At 67.1% G+C, this 17,591-nt stretch carries 19 protein-coding genes; 11 read left to right on the top strand and 8 right to left on the bottom strand.

The window, feature by feature from the left end:
• Positions 1-77: 77 nt before the first annotated feature.
• The 3 genes from VK92_RS07155 to VK92_RS07145 form a co-directional block, all read right to left on the bottom strand.
• Positions 78-440, bottom strand: a complete 363-nt coding sequence (locus VK92_RS07155) for a hypothetical protein (protein ID WP_048020832.1) — start codon at positions 438-440, stop codon at positions 78-80.
• A 134-nt stretch (positions 441-574) separates the two neighbouring features.
• Positions 575-1,525 (bottom strand): Hsp33 family molecular chaperone HslO, encoded by a 951-nt coding sequence (hslO, locus tag VK92_RS07150; protein ID WP_048020835.1) that lies wholly within the window; start codon positions 1,523-1,525, stop codon positions 575-577.
• A gap of 25 nt (positions 1,526-1,550) precedes the next feature.
• A complete protein-coding gene (locus tag VK92_RS07145) occupies positions 1,551-2,075 on the bottom strand; it encodes a gamma carbonic anhydrase family protein (RefSeq protein ID WP_021157692.1) in 525 nt (174 codons plus the stop codon).
• A 149-nt stretch (positions 2,076-2,224) separates the two neighbouring features.
• On the opposite strand from VK92_RS07145, the gene VK92_RS07140 reads away from it, so the two are divergent.
• The 10 genes from VK92_RS07140 (at position 2,225) to VK92_RS07095 (ending at position 11,292) form a co-directional block, all read left to right on the top strand.
• Positions 2,225-3,082, top strand: a complete 858-nt coding sequence (locus tag VK92_RS07140; protein ID WP_048020837.1) for a ferritin-like domain-containing protein — start codon at positions 2,225-2,227, stop codon at positions 3,080-3,082.
• Between the two features lie 177 nt (positions 3,083-3,259).
• Entirely contained in the window at positions 3,260-4,150 is an 891-nt protein-coding gene (locus VK92_RS07135) for an alpha/beta fold hydrolase (RefSeq protein WP_048020838.1), read from the top strand.
• 83 nt (positions 4,151-4,233) lie between these two features.
• Positions 4,234-5,064 (top strand): 3',5'-nucleoside bisphosphate phosphatase, encoded by an 831-nt coding sequence (locus VK92_RS07130; RefSeq protein ID WP_048021126.1) that lies wholly within the window; start codon positions 4,234-4,236, stop codon positions 5,062-5,064.
• A gap of 69 nt (positions 5,065-5,133) precedes the next feature.
• Positions 5,134-5,766: an L-threonylcarbamoyladenylate synthase gene (locus VK92_RS07125; protein ID WP_021157697.1), complete on the top strand. Its 633-nt coding sequence runs from the start codon at positions 5,134-5,136 to the stop codon at positions 5,764-5,766.
• A gap of 49 nt (positions 5,767-5,815) precedes the next feature.
• The gene (locus VK92_RS07120; RefSeq protein ID WP_021157698.1) at positions 5,816-6,478 is read left to right on the top strand and encodes a site-2 protease family protein; all 663 of its coding nucleotides are present in this window, start codon (positions 5,816-5,818) and stop codon (positions 6,476-6,478) included.
• 8 nt (positions 6,479-6,486) lie between these two features.
• Entirely contained in the window at positions 6,487-7,689 is a 1,203-nt protein-coding gene (locus VK92_RS07115) for a tryptophan--tRNA ligase (protein WP_011352534.1), read from the top strand.
• 8 nt (positions 7,690-7,697) lie between these two features.
• Positions 7,698-8,300 (top strand): class I SAM-dependent methyltransferase, encoded by a 603-nt coding sequence (locus tag VK92_RS07110; RefSeq protein WP_048020839.1) that lies wholly within the window; start codon positions 7,698-7,700, stop codon positions 8,298-8,300.
• 48 nt (positions 8,301-8,348) lie between these two features.
• Positions 8,349-9,254, top strand: a complete 906-nt coding sequence (dapA, locus tag VK92_RS07105) for a 4-hydroxy-tetrahydrodipicolinate synthase (protein ID WP_021162674.1) — start codon at positions 8,349-8,351, stop codon at positions 9,252-9,254.
• Positions 9,255-9,365: 111 nt separating this feature from the next.
• Positions 9,366-10,511 (top strand): outer membrane protein assembly factor BamC, encoded by a 1,146-nt coding sequence (gene bamC / locus VK92_RS07100; protein WP_021162673.1) that lies wholly within the window; start codon positions 9,366-9,368, stop codon positions 10,509-10,511.
• Between the two features lie 4 nt (positions 10,512-10,515).
• Entirely contained in the window at positions 10,516-11,292 is a 777-nt protein-coding gene (locus VK92_RS07095; RefSeq protein WP_027786988.1) for an MBL fold metallo-hydrolase, read from the top strand.
• 113 nt (positions 11,293-11,405) lie between these two features.
• Here the strand turns inward: VK92_RS07095 and VK92_RS41545 are convergent, their stop codons facing one another.
• Genes VK92_RS41545 through VK92_RS07090 form a run of 3 tightly spaced genes read right to left on the bottom strand, consistent with a single transcriptional unit; the run spans position 11,406 to position 13,121 of the window.
• The gene (locus tag VK92_RS41545; protein ID WP_021162672.1) at positions 11,406-11,669 is read right to left on the bottom strand and encodes a hypothetical protein; all 264 of its coding nucleotides are present in this window, start codon (positions 11,667-11,669) and stop codon (positions 11,406-11,408) included.
• Positions 11,599-11,844: a hypothetical protein gene (locus tag VK92_RS43395; RefSeq protein ID WP_075122947.1), complete on the bottom strand. Its 246-nt coding sequence runs from the start codon at positions 11,842-11,844 to the stop codon at positions 11,599-11,601. Before VK92_RS43395 ends, VK92_RS41545 begins: the two co-directional genes overlap by 71 nt.
• A gap of 56 nt (positions 11,845-11,900) precedes the next feature.
• Positions 11,901-13,121, bottom strand: a complete 1,221-nt coding sequence (locus VK92_RS07090; protein ID WP_048020842.1) for a cupin domain-containing protein — start codon at positions 13,119-13,121, stop codon at positions 11,901-11,903.
• Between the two features lie 32 nt (positions 13,122-13,153).
• Between VK92_RS07090 and VK92_RS07085 the strand changes: the two genes are divergently transcribed.
• A complete protein-coding gene (locus tag VK92_RS07085; protein WP_042977234.1) occupies positions 13,154-13,702 on the top strand; it encodes an FKBP-type peptidyl-prolyl cis-trans isomerase in 549 nt (182 codons plus the stop codon).
• On the opposite strand, the gene VK92_RS07080 is transcribed toward VK92_RS07085, so the two are convergent.
• Both VK92_RS07080 and mutS read right to left on the bottom strand, forming a co-directional pair.
• A complete protein-coding gene (locus VK92_RS07080) occupies positions 13,682-14,953 on the bottom strand; it encodes a membrane protein (RefSeq protein ID WP_048020844.1) in 1,272 nt (423 codons plus the stop codon). The genes VK92_RS07085 and VK92_RS07080 overlap by 21 nt on opposite strands.
• Complete coding sequence (gene mutS, locus VK92_RS07075) at positions 14,934-17,591, bottom strand: DNA mismatch repair protein MutS (RefSeq protein ID WP_048020846.1); 2,658 nt, start codon at positions 17,589-17,591, stop codon at positions 14,934-14,936. The genes VK92_RS07080 and mutS overlap by 20 nt, the downstream gene beginning before the upstream one ends.

Below are 17,591 nucleotides of genomic sequence, written 5' to 3'. Positions count from 1 at the left end.
GTCCAACTTTGCGGGGTCAGTTCAATGCCGCGCTTTTTTATTTCCTGCCGGGAGTCAATCGGCTGGGCGACGGATGCTCACCACCACCATCCCGGGTAGCCGTAGCTGATACCCGTGCCCCAGCGATTGCCCCATCCGCCGTAATAACCGCCGTAGACGGTCACGGGCGGAGGCGAGTAATAGGCCCACGCGCGCGCGGCTGCCTCGGCTGCCATCGCGCTGTTCTGTTCGCGCAGCACCTGCTGGTCGATCTCGTCATAACGCTTGCGTTCGGCGCTCGACAGCGCGGGCGGCTGGCCGCCCGACGCGCCGGGTTCGGGCAGGCGGCTCAGGATCGTGGAAGTCGGCGGCGGCATCGCGCAGCCGGCAAGCGCGAGCGTGCAGGCGGCAACGCTCGTCAGGACGACGGTGCGAAACGGGAGAGGAAGCGGGCGATTCATGTGTTTCTCCTGCAGCGCGCCGACGACGGGAAGCGGCTTGCGCCGAAGTGCGGGACTTCGGCGCGCGAGCCTTGCGTGCGACGCTCGTGCGTCATTATGCGCCCGTGCCCGGACGGCGGGCATCGGGGCGCCGCTCAGTGACGCTGTTCGGTCGCGGGTGCGATGCCCGTCTCGACGCCGGGTGCCGCGAACAGCTGCGCGACGTCGACCGGATCGAATTCATAGCGCTGATTGCAGAACTCGCAATGGATCTCGACGTGGCCACGCTCGACGATCACGCTGTCGACTTCTTCGCGGCCGAGCATGCGCAGCATCGCACCGACTTTCTCGCGCGAGCACGAGCACTGGAAGCGCGTGCCGGCCGGCTCGAAGTGCTGCACGTTTTCCTGCCAGAACAGCCGGCGGAACACGACTTCCGGTTCGACCTCGAGCAGTTCCTTGGCGGACAGCGTGCCGCCGAGCGTGCAGACGCGTTCCCACGTATCGGTATCGGTTTCGGCGTTGCGCGGCACGATGCCGCCGTCGCCCGGCAGCTTCTGCAGCAGCATGCCGACCGCGCGGTCGCGATCGGCCGCGAGCCACATCCGCGTGTCGAGCTGCTCCGAGTGATGCATGTAGTGCTCGAGCACCTGCGAGACGGATTCGAGCGGACCGTCGACGCCGTTCAGCGGCACGATGCCCTGGTACGGCTGCTGGCCCGGCAGCTTGTCGGCCGGGTCGAGCGTGATCACGCAACGGCCGTGACCGCTCGCATTGACGAGCGATGCGAAGCTCGTGTCGTCGCCGATCGTCTGGGCGGCGTCGCCGGCGAACTTCGCGGTGGCCCGCATCGACAGATCCGAACTGCACTGGACGACCAGCATCTGGACCGGCCCGTCGCCGAAGATCTGCATGATCAGGGTGCCGTTGAATTTCAGGTTCGCGGACAGCAGCGCGCATGCGGCCATCATCTCGCCGAGCACCGTGCGCACAGGGGCCGGGTAGTCGCGGCGGGAGAGCACTTCCTGCCACGTATTGCGCAGCGAAACGATCTCGCCGCGCACGGGCGCCGCATTGAACATGAATTTCTGTAACTGGTCGCTCACTCTTCTTCCTTGAAATCCGTGCGAATCATCCGATTCGCACGAGTTGCTCCTTGAAATGCGCACGCCGCTCGACGTACGTCTTCGCGTTCGTGCGCAGCCGCGCGATGTCTTCCGCCGTCAGCTCGCGCACGACTTTCGCCGGTGCGCCGAGAATCAGCGAATTGTCCGGGAACGTCTTGCCTTCCGTCACGACCGCGCCGGCACCAACCAGACAGTTGCGGCCGATCACCGCTCCATTCAAGACCACCGCCTGAATCCCGACCAGCGACCCTTCGCCGATCGTGCAGCCGTGCAGCATGGCCTGGTGCCCGATCGTCACGTTTTCGGCAATCGTCAGCGGAAAGCCCGGGTCCGTATGCAGTACCGCGCCTTCCTGGACGTTGCTGCCCGCGCCGACGGTAATCGTCTCGTTGTCGCCGCGAATCGTCGCACCGAACCAGACGCTCGCGTTCTCCTCGAGCACGACCTTGCCGATGATGGCCGCCGTATCGGCGACGAATACGCTTTCGTGGATCGTCGGGGCCGTATCGCCCAGCTTGTAGATCGTCACGGAGTCTCCTTGTCTCTTCGATGATGGGCGCCGGTAGAATGGCGCGTCCGGTTTGCCCGGCGCGTTCGCATTGCGCCGCGGAACAATCGCCTATTGTAAACCGTCGCGTGCGTGCGCTCCCGCGATGCGCGCGCAGGGTGTCCCCGTTTATGAGCATGGAGTCTTCTTCTTTCGGCGAGGCGCGTGCCTGCGTGCGCCGCGCCGCGCTTGTCGCACTGCGTGACGCAGAACCCGCGGCCAAGGCCGCACAGGTGCGTTCGCTCCACGATGCGCTGCTGGCCGGGCGGGCGACGATCGCCCCATCGCTCGAATTGCCCGAGCCGGCCGACCTGCCGGGGCGCCCGGCGCGCCCGCCGCTCGTCGAGCCGCGCCAGCTCGAGCGACGCAGCATGCGTTCGCCCGAAGGGCGCGCCGTGCTGCTGCACGCGCTCGCCCATATCGAGTTCAACGCGGTCAACCTGGCGCTCGACGCCGTCTGGCGCTTCGCGGGCCTGCCGAACGCGTTCTACTCGGACTGGCTGAAGGTGGCGGCCGAGGAGGCGTACCACTTCACGCTGCTGTCCGAGCGCCTGGCGGCATTCGGGCATGCGTACGGCGATTTTCCCGCGCACAACGGCCTGTGGGAGATGTGCGAGCGAACCAAGGGCGACGTGCTGGCGCGCATGGCGCTCGTGCCGCGTACGCTCGAGGCCCGCGGGCTCGACGCATCGCCGCCGATCCGCGCGCGGCTCGTACAGGCGGGCGACGAGGCGTCGGCCGCGATCCTCGACGTGATCCTGCGCGACGAAATCGGCCATGTCGCGATCGGCAACCGCTGGTTCCGGCATCTGTGCGACGAAGCCGGCCGCGATCCCGTGCCGACCTATCGGCAGCTCGCCGAGCAATACCATGCCCCGCGGCTGCGCGGCCCGTTCAATTTCGACGCACGCCGCGATGCCGGATTCGAGCAGGCCGAACTCGACGAACTGGCCGCGCAGGACGGGGCGGACGGAAGCGCGCCGCGCTGACCCGCTCGGGTTCGGCTGCGTTTCGACCACCGCCGGCTGTTCAGGGCACCCGGCAGATGGCGCACCCCGGTGGCCCGCGCGCGCCGGCACAGCTAGAGCGGCGCCTCGACTGCCGGGCGCCGGAAAGAAGGCGCCGCCGCTATAATCGAACGACCATTCTTTTTTTGAGCGGCTGCGATGAGTGCCTCGAGTTCTGTTTCCGATTTCGTCATGGTGCGCGGCGTCCAGCTGCATGTCCGGCGCTGGGGCCGGCCCGATGCGCCGACGCTGTTCATGCTGCATGGCTGGATGGACGTCGCGGCGTCGTTCCAGTTCGTCGTCGATGCGCTCGCGGGCGACTGGCAGGTGATCGCGCCCGATGCGCGCGGCTTCGGGCTGTCAGACTGGCCGGTCGCGCGGCAGGGTGGCGGCCACTACTGGTTCCACGAATACCTGGGCGACCTCGATGCGCTCATCGACCACTATGCGCCGGCCGGCGAAGTCAACCTGGTCGGGCACAGCATGGGCGCGAACGTCGTGTGCCTGTATGCCGGCGCACGGCCGGAGCGCGTGCGGCGCGTGGTCGATCTCGAGGGTTTCGGGCTCGCGCCCGCGCGGGCCGAGCAGGCGCCGCGCCGGCTGCGCGGCTGGCTCGACGAGTTGCGCGAACCGCCCGCGCTGCGCCCTTATGCGTCACTCGACGACGTGGCGGCGCGCCTGATCAAGACCAATCCGCGGCTCGCCCCGCGCCGTGCCGCGTTCCTCGCCAAGCACTGGTCGAAGCGCGGCGACGACGGCCTCTACCACCTGCTGGCCGACCCCGCTCACAAGATGCCGGGTCCGCTGCTGTACCGGCTCGACGAAGTGATGGCTACCTGGGCGCAGGTGCGTGCGAAGGTGCTGCATGTCGAGGCCGTCAACTCGCCGACGCTCGCACACATCGCCGGCGACATCCCGCTGCCGGAATTCAAGGCGCGCTTCGACGCGTTTCCCGACTGGCGCGAGAAGCTCGTCGAGGATGCCGGCCACATGGTGCATCACGACCAGCCCGAGCAGATCGCGGCGCTGATCGAGGCGTTCTGCGCGTAAGCCGTGCAGCGGCAGCGGCGGGGCAGGCGGGCGGCGCAATTGCCGCGTTGCAGTAGAATGAAGCCTTACCTGCCATGCCGACAATGAACGCCGATCTCCACTGCCATTCCAATGTTTCCGACGGGTTGCTGTCGCCTGCCGACGTCGCGCGCCGCGCCCATGCGGGCGGCGTGACCCTGTGGGCGCTGACCGACCACGATGAAATCGGCGGCCAGGCGGCGGCGCGCAGCGAGGCGGAAGCGCTCGGCATGCGCTACCTGAGTGGCGTCGAGATTTCGGTCACGTGGGCGTCGCGCACCGTGCACATCGTCGGCCTGAACATCGATCCCGCGAACCCGGCGCTGGTCGACGGCCTGTACCGCACGCGCCACGGCCGCGCGGCGCGCGCAGTGGCGATCGGCGAGCAGCTCGCCACGCTCGGCATTCCCGGCGCGTACGAAGGCGCGCTGAAGTACGTCTCGAATCCGGACCTGATCTCGCGCACGCATTTCGCACGCTTTCTCGTCGAGAACGGCCATGCCGAATCGACGTCCGACGTGTTCGACCGGCTGCTCGGCGACGGCAAGCCCGGTTTCGTCCCGCATCGCTGGGCATCGCTGTCCGACGCGGTCGGCTGGATCCGTACGGCGGGCGGCGAGGCCGTGGTCGCGCATCCGGGCCGCTACCGCTACACGCCGGTCGAATTCGACGCAATCTTCGGTGAATTCATCGATCTGGGCGGCCGTGCGATCGAAGTCATCACGGGCAGTCATACGCCCGACCAGTACCGCGAATACGCGGATGTTGCGCGCCGCTTCGGCTTCGAAGTGTCGCGCGGCTCGGATTTCCACGCGCCGGGCGAGGGCCGCGTCGAGCTCGGCAGCCTGCCGCCGTTGCCGTCCGATCTCACGCCGGTCTGGGAACGCTGGCTCTGACGCCGGGCGGCTGACCGCCGCCCGTGCCGCCATCATGCGTTGCCGATTCTTCCCTCTTTACGTACCCCCATGTCCCAGTTCTTCAGGATTCATCCGGATAATCCGCAGCCGCGCCTGATCAAGCAGGCCGTGGAGATCGTCAGCAAGGGCGGCGTGATCGCGATGCCGACCGATTCGAGCTATGCGCTCGCGTGCCATCTCGACGACAAGGACGCGGTCGAGCGGGTGCGCCGGATTCGCGGCCTCGACGAGAAGCAGCACCTGTCGCTGCTCGTGCGCGACCTGTCGGAGCTCGCCAACTTCGCGATGGTCGACAACCGCCAGTACCGCCAGATCAAGTCGGTGACGCCCGGCCCGTACGTGTTCATCCTGCAGGCGACCAAGGAAGTGCCGCGCCGGCTGTCGCATCCGTCGCGCAAGACGATCGGGTTGCGCGTGCCCGATCACGCGATCACGCTCGCGTTGCTGGAGTCGCTCGGCCAGCCGCTGCTCGGCACGACGCTGATCCTGCCGCCGGACGACGAGCCGCTCAACGATCCCGAAGACATTCGCGCGCGGCTCGAGAAACAGGTCGATCTCGTGATCGACGGTGGCGCGTGCCCGCGCGAGCCGTCGACGGTGATCGACCTCACCGGCGACGAGCCCGAGCTCGTGCGTGCGGGGCGCGGCGCGCTCGAGCCGTTCGGCCTCTCGGCGCCGTAAGCGCGCCGTTCCATTTTTTGCGCGAGTGCGCTTGTTACAATAACGCGATATGGATGCTTCCCTGATACAGACCATCGCCGTCTACGCGCTGCCCGTGATCTTCGCGATCACGCTGCACGAGGCCGCGCATGGCTACGCCGCCCGCCTGCTCGGCGACAACACCGCCTACATGATGGGGCGCGTATCGTTCAACCCGATGCGCCACATCGATCCGCTCGGCACGATCGCGATCCCGCTCGCGATGTATTTCCTGACGGGCGGCGCGTTCCTGTTCGGCTATGCGAAGCCGGTGCCGGTGTCGTTCGGCAACCTGCGCGATCCGCGCTGGGGCAGCCTGTGGGTGTCGCTCGCGGGGCCGGCCTGCAACTTCGTGCAGGCGCTGATCTGGGGCGTGCTGACGCTTGTGCTGCCGGCCGTCGGCATCGACGAGCCGTTCTTCACGCGGATGGCGTTTGCCGGCGTCAGCGCGAACCTCGTGCTGGGCGTGCTGAACCTGTTTCCGCTGCCGCCGCTCGACGGCGGCCGCATCCTGGCGGCGCTGCTGCCCACGAAACAATCGATCGCGCTGTCGCGCATCGAGCCGTACGGTTTCATCATCGTCCTCGTGCTGGTCGCGACGGGCGTGCTGACGAACTTCTGGCTGCGCCCGCTCGTCAACGTCGGCTACGCCGTCCTGAGCGCCATCCTGTCCCCATTCGCCTCGCTTTTCTAACGACAACCATGTTCCCTGAACGTATTTTCTCCGGCATGCGACCCACCGGGTCGCTGCACCTCGGTCATTACCACGGCGTGCTGAAAAACTGGGTGAAGCTGCAGTCCGAGTACCCGTGCTTCTTCTGCGTCGTCGACTGGCATGCGCTGACGACGCACTACGAGACTCCCGAGGTCATCGAGAAGAACGTGTGGGACGTGCTGATCGACTGGCTGGCGTCCGGCATCGATCCGGCCCAGGCGACGCTGTTCATCCAGAGCAAGGTGCCCGAACATGCCGAACTCGCGCTGCTGCTCGGCATGAGCACGCCGCTCGGCTGGCTCGAACGCGTGCCGACCTACAAGGAGCAGATGGAGAAGCTGAAGGACAAGGACCTGTCGACCTACGGTTTCCTCGGCTACCCGGTGCTGATGGCGGCCGACATCCTGCTGTATCGCGGCTCGCTCGTGCCGGTCGGTGAAGACCAGGTGCCGCACGTCGAGATGACGCGCGAGATCGCGCGCCGCTTCAACTACCTGTACGGTCGCGAGCCGGGCTTCGAGGAGAAGGCGCTCGATGCCGCGAAGAAACTCGGCGGCAAGCGCGCGAAGCTCTATCACGAGCTGCGCAATGCATACCAGCAGGAGGGCGACGACGAGGCGCTCGAACAGGCGCGCGCGATGCTGCAGGAATCGCAGAGTCTGTCGATGAGCGACCGCGAGCGCCTGTTCGGCTATCTCGAAGGCGCGCGCAAGATCATCCTCGTCGAGCCGCAGGCGCTCCTCACCGAAGCATCGCGGATGCCGGGTCTCGACGGGCAGAAGATGTCCAAGTCGTACGGCAACACGATCGGGCTGCGTGAAGACGCCGAGACGATCACGAAGAAGGTCCGCACGATGCCGACCGATCCCGCGCGCGTACGCCGCACCGATCCGGGCGATCCCGACAAGTGCCCGGTGTGGCAGCTGCACCAGGTCTATACGGACGAAGCGACGCACGACTGGGTGCAGAAAGGTTGTCGTTCGGCGGGCATCGGCTGTCTCGATTGCAAGCAGCCGGTCGTCGAAGGCATCCTGCGCGAGCAGCAGCCGATGCTCGAGCGTGCGCAGAAGTACATGGACGATCCGTCGCTGCTGCGCGCGATCGTCGCGGACGGTTGCGACAAGGCGCGCAAGTACGCGACGGAAACGATGCGCGACGTGCGCGACGCGATGGGCCTGTCGTACAACTGATCGACCGCATGAGCGCATCCGTCATCGCCGCCGCGGGCGGCCACGTCGCCCAGGCCGAACCGTCGCGCTGGGTCGCGCAATGGTCGCGGTTCGTGCCGGCAGGCGGCGCGGTGCTGGATGTCGCCGCGGGCGGCGGCCGCCATGCGCGCTGGTTCGCGTCGCGCGGGCATCCGGTCGTCGCACTCGACCGCGACCCGGTCGCGCTGGCCGCGTTGCGCGCGATTCCGGGCGTCGACGCCCGTGACGCCGATCTCGAAGGCGCGCCGTGGCCATTGCCGGCCGGCAAGCAGTTTTCGGCGGTGATCGTCACCCATTATCTGCATCGTCCGCTCTGGCCCCATCTGCTCGATGCGGTGGCGCCGGGCGGCGTGCTCATCTACGAAACCTTCGCGCAAGGAAACGAATCGGTCGGTAAACCGTCCAACCCCGCGTTCCTGCTCGCCCCGGGCGAGCTGCTGGACGCCGTGCACGGCCGCCTGCGGGTGGTTGCGTACGAGGACGGGTTCGTTGCCGCGCCGCGCGAGGCGTTCGTCCAGCGTCTCTGCGCAGTGCGCGAGGGCGCGACCCCGAAGGCGGGGGCGGGAATTCCACGTTACGAACTGCCCGGCTAATCCGCTACAATCTCAACGTTTACCGGTACATAATCTCAATCGCGTTTCATGGCTAACGGCACCCAAGACGGCATTCAAATCCGCGGCAGCATCCCCGCGATCGTCACCCCGATGCTCGAAGACGGCAGTCTCGACCTGCCGGCGTTTCGCAAACTGATCGACTGGCATATCGCGGAAGGCACCGATGCGCTCGTCGTGGTCGGTACGAGCGGCGAGTCGGCAACGCTCAACGTCGAAGAGCACATCCTGATGATCCGCACGGCGGTCGAGCATGCGGCGAAACGCATCCCGATCATCGCGGGCGCGGGCGGCAACTCGACCGCCGAGGCGATCGAGCTGACGAAGCACGCGAAAGCCGTCGGCGCGGACGCGACGCTGCAGGTCGTGCCGTACTACAACAAGCCGACGCAGGAAGGCATGTACCGGCACTTCAAGACGATCGCCGAAGCGGTCGACCTGCCGGTGATCCTGTACAACGTGCCGGGCCGCACGGTCGCGGACATGGCGAACGAGACGATGCTGCGCCTCGCGGAAGTCCCGGGCATCATCGGCGTGAAGGAAGCGACCGGCAACATCGATCGCGCCGCGCACCTGATCAAGGCTGCACCGAAGCATTTCGCGATCTATAGCGGCGACGATCCGACGGCTATCGCGCTGATGCTGCTCGGCGGCCACGGCAACATCTCGGTCACGGCGAACGTCGCACCGCGCGCGATGAGCGAACTGTGCCGTGCAGCGCTGGCCGGCGACGTCCAGACGGCCCGCGAACTGCACATGAAGCTGCTGTCGCTGCACAAGAACCTGTTCATCGAGGCGAACCCGATTCCGGTGAAGTGGGCGCTGCAGGCGATGGGCAAGATGCAGGGCGGCATCCGGCTGCCGCTCACGGCGCTCGACGAGCGCTGCCACGATGCCGTGCGTTCGGCCCTCGTCGAGGCCGGCGTCCTCGCCTGATGCCGAGGCGGCCGCGTCCTGCGGCCGCCGGCTCGTACCCTGATCAACCCGCACCGGCCGGCTCCGTCCGGCGCCGCTCCTGACGAGCGTTCTAGCAAGACGAAGGATTTCATGAAACGTTTCGCCTTTTCTTCTCGCGCCATCCAGATGTCGGTGGTGGCGCTGGCGCTGGGCGCGCTCGCCGGCTGCGATACGCTGAACGACTATCTGGCCCCCGACCGGGTCAACTACAAGAACACCGGTTCGGCACCGCCGCTCGCGGTGCCGAGCGACCTGAAGCCGGTACCGACGACGCAGCAGTTCGTCGCGCCGCCGAGCAACGCCGGCCTCGGCACGCTGCCGCCGCGGGCCACGACCCAGGCCGGCAACGCGACCGACGGCATCCCGAGCGCGCAGGATCCGTTCGGCATGCACATCGAGCGCGACGGCGACCGCCGCTGGCTCGTCGTCGACGGCCGGACGCCCGAGCAGCTGTGGCCGATCCTGAAGGAGTTCTGGCAGGAGAACGGTTTCTCGCTGAAGACCGACGCGCCGTCGACGGGCATCATGGCCACCGACTGGGCCGAAAACCGCGCGAACATTCCCGATGACTGGTTCCGCCGCACGATCGGCAAGGTCATCGATTTCGCTTACTCGTCCGGTACGCGCGACCGCTTCCGTACGCTCGTGAACCGCACGTCGGACGGCAACACCGACATCTCGATCACGCACAGCGCGATGGAAGAAATGATGGTCGGCCCGCAGGGCGGCACGTCGTCGCGCTGGGAGGAGCGTCCGCGCAACCCGGTGCTGGAAGCTGTGTTCCTGTCGAAGTTGATGCAGAAGTTCGGCCTGACCGATGCGCAGGCGAAGCAGCTGCTGACCGATGCACGCCCCGCGACGGCGCCGGCGCAGGTCAGCGACACGAGCAACGGCGCGGCAACGCTGCAGCTGGCCGAGTCGTTCGACCGCGCATGGCTGCGGGTGGGCCTGGCGCTCGACCGGACCAACTTCACGGTCGACAATCGCGACCGCGAGAAGGGCGTCTACACCGTGCGCTATGCGAATTCGATGGAAGAGCTGAAGCGTGACGGCCTGTTCGGCAAGCTGTTCTACGGCGGCCCGGCGGCCGCGAAGCCGGGCAAGGAATTCCTCGTCAACGTACGCGCGCAAGGCAACGGCGGCACGCAGGTCGCGGTGATCGGCGCAAACGGCCAGGTCGACAACTCGTCGGACGCGCAGCGGATCATTTCGCTGCTCCACGCGCAGCTGAACTGAGCGCGTGCGATTCGCCAGCCTCGGAAGCGGCAGCGAAGGCAACGCGCTGGTCGTCGAGGCCTCGAGCGGCACGACGACCACCCGCGTGCTGCTCGACTGCGGCTTTTCCGCCAAGGAGGTCGAGCGTCGGCTCGGCCGTCTGAATCTCTGCATCGGTGATCTCGATGCGATCCTGATTACCCACGAACACAGCGACCACGTCGGCAGTGCGCTGACGCTCGCCCGCCGGGCATCGCTGCCGCTCTACATGAGCTGGGGTACCGCGCGCGCGGTCGGCGCGGACGAGGCCGATGTCGACCTCCACGTGCTGTGGGGCGACGAGACGGCCGCGATACGCGATCTGGCCGTGATGCCCTATACGGTCCCTCACGACGCGCGCGAGCCGCTCCAGTTCGTCTTTATGGATGGCTGCAGCCGGCTCGGCGTGCTGACGGACGTCGGCATGGCCACGCCGCACATCACGACGGTACTGAGCGGCTGTGACGCGCTGGTGCTCGAATCCAACCACGACACCGCAATGCTGGCCGCGAGCCGCTATCCGCAGTCGCTGAAGGCGCGTATCGGCGGCAACCACGGCCACCTGAGCAACGACGCAGCGGCGGCCATCCTCGCATCGCTTGAGCGCAGCCGCCTTCGGCACCTGGTCGGGGCGCACCTGAGCCAGCAGAACAACCTGCCGGAACTGGTCCGCCAGGCGTTTGGCGGCGTACTGGGGACGAACGGGGAGGACGTGATCGTGGCCACGCAGGACGCGGGCTTCGACTGGCTGGCGCTCGGGTGAGCGGGGCAGGGCCGCTGCGGCGGCCCCGTATGACTGCCGGGCGACAGGCGCGAAAACGGCAGACGTAAAAAAACCGGCCCTCGGGCCGGTTTTTTTTCAGCTGACGCTGAGGCTTACTGGCTTGCGCCCGAAGCCGGAGCAGCCGTCGCTGCCGAAGCAGCCGACGCCACTGCAGCAGCAGCGTCGCTCGCAGCAGCCGTTGCCGACGAAGCAGCAGCCGAAGCGTCGCTCGCAGCACCAGCAACTGCCGAAGCAGCCGACGAAGCAGCAGCAGCCGCGTCGCTTGCAGCCGACGAAGCAGCTTGATCAGCGCTCTTGTTGCAAGCAGCCAGTGCAACAGCAGCCAACAGGGAAGCTACGAGGAGGGATTTCTTCATGATCACGTCCTTTTATGGTTAAAGGTAAGCAACAGCGCGAAACAATACCGGTAATGTGCTCCAACACCGACCTGGGCCGCTGGTGGAGATGCACTTCTAGAGCGTGAATCTTCCCTACGGCTTGGGCGGAAATTATATGCACTTTCCTATCGACCGTCGACAAATGCGGGGTCAATACGTTGTCTTTCCCATACAGAATTTGATCTGTACGGGCATACGGGGCGACTCACACTAATTCCGGTTTCCGACCCGTATCCAGCCCGCACGATACCACTCGTGCAATAAAGCTGTCATTGAGGGAGCCCGGGATAGTGTTACAAACCGTTTCGCCTCCATCTGGCGTTGATTGGCCAGTTCGGGCAGCCATTCGCTGGCCTGCTCGAGCGGTCCTTCCTCGCCATTAATGAAGTACGAGCGCGCGTTATACATCAATGCGGCCCTTCTGTCGAGACACACGCCACGACGTGACGCTTGCGTGACGAACGCGGCCTCGGACAGCGGGCGCGCGGGCGGGTCGAAAACGACGTTCGGTTTGGGCTCGCTCAGGTAGCAGCCGAGAAACTCCGCGACGTCGCGCTTGCGCCAGCGAATCGCGTCGACGATCTCCGCGACGCGCTCCACCATCGCCGGAGGCAGTTGCGCGGGCGTGTCGACGGCCGGCTGCTTCGGGTCGCGGTAGAGGTCGTCGCCGCACCCGTCCCGCAGGCCGCCACGCTCCGCGAGATAGTACAGGAACTGGGCGCCCAGTTCGCCTGCGGACGGCGCCCGGAAGCCGATCGAGCAGGTCATGCATTCGCCTTCGGCCACGCCGTCGTGCGCGATGTGCGGCGGCAGGTACAGCATGTCGCCGGGTTCCAGCACCCATTCGTCGCTGGGCTCGAAGTTTTCGAGGATCTTCAGCGGCACGTCCGGCTGCAGCGACAGGTCCTTCTGCGCGCCGACGCGCCAGCGGCGCCGGCCCTCGACCTGCAGCAGGAAGACGTCGTATGAATCGAAATGCGGGCCGACTCCGCCGCCGTCCGTCGCGTACGAGATCATCAGGTCGTCCAGCCGCGCGTCGGGGATGAAGCGGAAGCGGTCGAGCAGCGCGCGCGCCGCGTCGACGTGCAGGTCGAGCCCTTGTACGAGCAGGGTCCAGGCCTTGCGCGTGACGGCCGGCAGCGAGCCCGGTTCGAACGGGCCGTGAGCCAGTTGCCACTTGTTACGAAAATGGGTGATCAGTCGCGATTCCGCGTCATAGTCGGTGGCGAGCTCGAACAGCGCGTCGCGCGAGACCGGCGACGCGACGCCGGGGATCGCCTGGCGGATCAGGAGCGGCTTCTTCTGCCAGTAGCCGCGCATGAATTGCGTCGGCGTAAGACCGCCAAGCAGCGGTGTGGGAAGATCGGAGGGCGGCGCGCCGAACGGGGCGGCAGCGGCATCCCGCGGTTCGGCTTGAGACCGGTTGCGCATCGTATAATGAGACTTGTATTTGGGAGAATTGGATGAAAATCGCAAAAAACACCGTCGTGTCGGTCACTTACAAGCTGTCGGATGCACAGGGCAATCTGATCGAGGAAAGCGACGAGCCGATGGTTTATCTGCACGGCGGCTATGATGGCACGTTCCCCAAGATCGAGGAACAGCTCGACGGCCACGAGCCGGGCTACGAGGCGCAGGTCCAGCTCGAGCCGCAGGACGCGTTCGGCGACTACGATCCCGAACTCGTGAAGATCGAGCCGCGCGATCGTTTTCCCGAGCCGCTCGAAGTGGGCATGCAGTTCGAGGGCACGCCGGAAGACGGCGACGAGGAAGTCGATTCGCTGATCTACACGGTCACCGACGTCGCCGAAGACAAGGTCGTGCTCGACGGCAATCACCCGCTGGCAGGCATGGCGCTGCGTTTCGCGCTGACCGTGAAGGACGTTCGCGAAGCCACCGAAGACGAAATCGAGCATGAGCACGCACATGGCGCGGAAGGGCTCGAGATCGTCGACGAGGACGATGACGAAGACGAAGACGGCGAAGCGCCGTCAGGGCGTACTCTGCACTGAGCTTGCAGGCAGGCCGGGCGTCGGCCCCGATGCAGGGGGCGGCGCAGGCCACGACGCGCCGCCCGGGGCGGCGCCGTCACCCTGCAGCGGCGGCGCGACCGACGACGAGTCGGGCAGCGCCGGCAACGCGGGGATTTCCGGCATCTGTGGCAGCGGCACGTCGTCGTGCGGCACGAGCGGCAGCGCGGGTGGCACCGGCAGGTTCTTCGGCACCTCCTGCAGGCTGACGTTGAAGATTGTCTGCCGTGACGGCGACACGCTCACCTTGACCCACTGATTCGCCGGATGGCGCGGTCCGATCGCGACGCGCGTCACGTTTCCTATCAGCTCACCATCGTCGGCACGCAGCGGCCGGTCGATCAGGAAGCCGTTCGCCAGCGGTTCGCCGCTCGCGTGCATCACCAGGATCGGGCCGCGGAACGTCGCCGCCGCCTTCACCAGCGTTCGTTTCAACTCGCGGAAGCCGTCGCGTACGCGCGGCCGGTTGAAACGCAGCCATGCGAAGCGTTCCGCGCGTTCGTAGCGTTCGAACTGCGGATCGCCTTCGAACATCACCACCATCGCACGCGCCTCGCGCCGCTTCGCGTATTCGGCCGCGTGGTCGATCCAGAAACCGTTCGCGATGATGCGGTCCTCGAATTCGCCATTGCGGCCGCCGGCCGTCAGGTAATGGTTGTTCGGCGCCGGCGCGTTGAGCGCGACGTAGACGATGTCGTCGCGCATCCAGCGGGCATTCTCGCGATACGGCCGGAACCGTGCGACTTCGCTTTCCCGCGTGATCGGCAGCGCGCCGGGGTCGGGCAGTGCCGAATCGGCGAGCAGTGTCTGCCGCAGGAAGTCGAGCCGCTCGACCGGATCGTAGCTACCGCCGGCCACGGTGTTGCACGTTGCCCAGTCGTCGTGACCGGGAATGAATACGAGCGGCACGCGTGCCGCATCCAGGATCGCGCCGCGCTGCGAATACAGTGCATCGCGGCACGCTTCCTTCGAACCCTTGAGATCGCCCGCATACACCACGAACGCGAGATTGCGCTCGCGCGCGATCGCGTCGAGCAGCCGCTGTGCAGCCGGTTCGTCCGCTGGGGTGTTGATCACGCCCGACACGACCGCGAACGAGTAGGGCGCGGTGCTGCGCTTCGGCGGTGCCGCCTGCGCACCGGCCGGGGCGAACGCGATCAACGCCGCGACGAGCGCGGCGGCCGCACGGGCCGGCAGGCCCGGCGAGACGCGCTTATGCGTGTCCGTCTGCATCGTGCGACCGGACCAGCGTGCGCAGTTCGTACAGCAGGTCGAGTGCCTCGCGCGGCTTGAGATCGTCGGGATCGATGTCGCGCAGCTTTTCGAGCGCCGGATGCGGTGTGTCGGGCAGCGCCGGCGCGTCCGCGCATTCGAGATCGTCGGCGGCCACCGGCGGCGCGCTGAACAGGTCGAGCTGCGGCGTGTGCTGCGAAGCCGATTGCTGTTCGAGGTACGCGAGGTGCTTGCGCGCGGCGCGGATCACGGGCGCCGGAACGCCTGCGAGCTGGGCGACCTGCAGGCCGTAGCTCTGGTTGGCCGGCCCTTCGTTGACCGCGTGCAGGAACACGATGCCGTGGCCGTGCTCGACGGCCGACAGGTGGACGTTGGCCGCTTGCGGAAATTCCGCCGGCAGTTGCGTCAGCTCGAAGTAGTGCGTCGCGAACAGCGTGTAGCACGCGTTGTGCGCCAGCAGGTGGCGCGCGATGGCCCACGCGAGCGCGAGGCCGTCGAACGTCGACGTGCCGCGGCCGATCTCGTCCATCAGCACGAGGCTTTGCGGTGTCGCGTCGTTGAGGATCGCCGCGGCTTCGGTCATCTCGACCATGAACGTCGAGCGACCGCCTGCGAGATCGTCTGCCGCGCCGATGCGCGTGAAGATCCGGTCGATCGGGCCGAAGCATGCCGACCTGGCCGGCACGTAGCTGCCGACGTAAGCCATCAGCGCGATCAACGCTGTCTGCCGCATGAACGTCGACTTGCCGCCCATGTTCGGGCCGGTGATCAGCAGCAGCTTGCGCTCGGTGCCGAACCGGCAGTCGTTCGCAATGAACTGTTCGACCTGCGCCTCGACGACCGGGTGGCGGCCCTGTTCGATTTCGATGCCGATCTCGTCGGTGAAGGTCGGCGCGACCCAGTCGAGCGCACGGGCGCGTTCGGCGAATGCGGCGAGCAGGTCGAGTTCGGCGAGCGCCGATGCGACGCGCTGGCACTCGGGGATGAACGGCAGCAGTGCCTGCAGCACTGCGTCGTACAGCGCTCGCTCGCGCGCCAGGGCGCGTTCCTGCGCGGACAGCGCCTTGTCCTCGAAAGTCTTCAGTTCGGGCGTGATGTAGCGCTCGGCATTCTTCAACGTCTGGCGCCGGCGATAGTCGTCGGGCACCTTGTCGGTCTGGCCGCGCGTGACCTCGATGTAGAAGCCGTGCACCTTGTTGTATTCGACGCGCAGGTTCGCGATGCCGGTGCGCGTGCGCTCGCGCGCTTCGAGATCGATCAGGAACTGCCCGCAGTTCTCCGAGATGTCGCGCAGCTCGTCGAGCTCGGCGTCGTAACCGCGCGCGATCACGCCGCCGTCGCGCACCATCGCGGCCGGTTCGGGCGCGATCGCGCTCGTCAGCAGGTCGAGGCATTCGGCGGGCGGTGCGAGTGCCGCGTCGACGCGGGTGAGGGCGTCCGCATTCGCGACGATCGCGCTGATGCGCTCACGCAGCGCCGGGAGGGCGGCGAACGTGTCGCGCAGGCTCGACAAGTCACGCGGGCGCGCGGACAGCAGTGCGAGGCGCCCGGTGATCCGTTCGACGTCGGCGATCTGGCGCAGCGCGCTGCGCAGCGCATCGAGGCTTGCGTTTGCCGGTGCATCGAGCAGCGCGCCGATCGCCTGCTGGCGCGACTGTGCGGCGACCGACGCGCGCGGCGGGTGATGCAGCCAGTGACGCAGCAGGCGGCTGCCCATCGTCGTGCAGCAGGTGTCGAGCAGCGAATACAGCGTCGGCGACTCGGTGCCGCGCAGCGTCTCGGTCAGTTCGAGGTTGCGGCGCGTGGCCGGATCGAGCCCGATGTACTCGGTTTCGTTTTCGACCTTGAGGCTGCGCACGTGCCGCAACTGCTGGCCTTGCGTGGCCGCTGCGTAGAGCAGCAGCGCGCCGGCCGCGCCGCACGCGCTCGTCAGCGAATGTGCGCCGAAGCCGTCGAGGCTCGCGACATCGAGCTGGTCGCACAGGCGCTGCGTGCCCGACGCGATGTCGAAATGCCACGCCGGCACGCGCTTGCTTGCGCCTGCGCCTGCCGGCACGGCGTCGGTTGCGCCGTCCGGCGTCAGGATCTCGGCCGGCCGGATGCGTTCGAGCGCGGCAGCGAGCTGCTCGGGTTCGATTTCTGCGAGCCGCAGCGCGCCGCTTGCGAGGTTCAGCCACGCGAGGCCGACATTGACCGCGACGCCACGCTTGTTGTGGCCCGTGCACATCGCGAGCAGGTAGACATCGTTCTTGTCGGACAGCAGTGCCGCATCGGTCAGCGTGCCGGGCGTGACGACGCGCACGACCTTGCGCTCGACGGGGCCCTTCGACGTGGCGGGATCGCCGATCTGTTCGCAGATCGCGACCGATTCGCCCATCTTCACGAGCTTGGCGAGATACTGTTCGACCGCATGATGCGGCACGCCGGCCATCTTGATCGGCGTGCCGGCGGATGCGCCGCGTTGCGTGAGGGTCAGGTCGAGCAGGCGTGCGGCCTTTTCCGCGTCTTCGAAGAACAGCTCGTAGAAGTCGCCCATCCGGTAGAAGACAAGCGTGTCGGGATGGTCGGCCTTGATGCGCAGGTACTGCTGCATCATTGGGGTATGGCCGGCGAAGGCTTCGGGCGACAGCGTGGTCAT

The sequence above is a fragment of the Burkholderia sp. LK4 genome, from assembly GCF_001043615.1.
In the GTDB taxonomy this organism is placed as follows: domain Bacteria; phylum Pseudomonadota; class Gammaproteobacteria; order Burkholderiales; family Burkholderiaceae; genus Burkholderia; species Burkholderia cepacia.
This window is presented reverse-complemented; position numbering and strand designations above follow the sequence as displayed.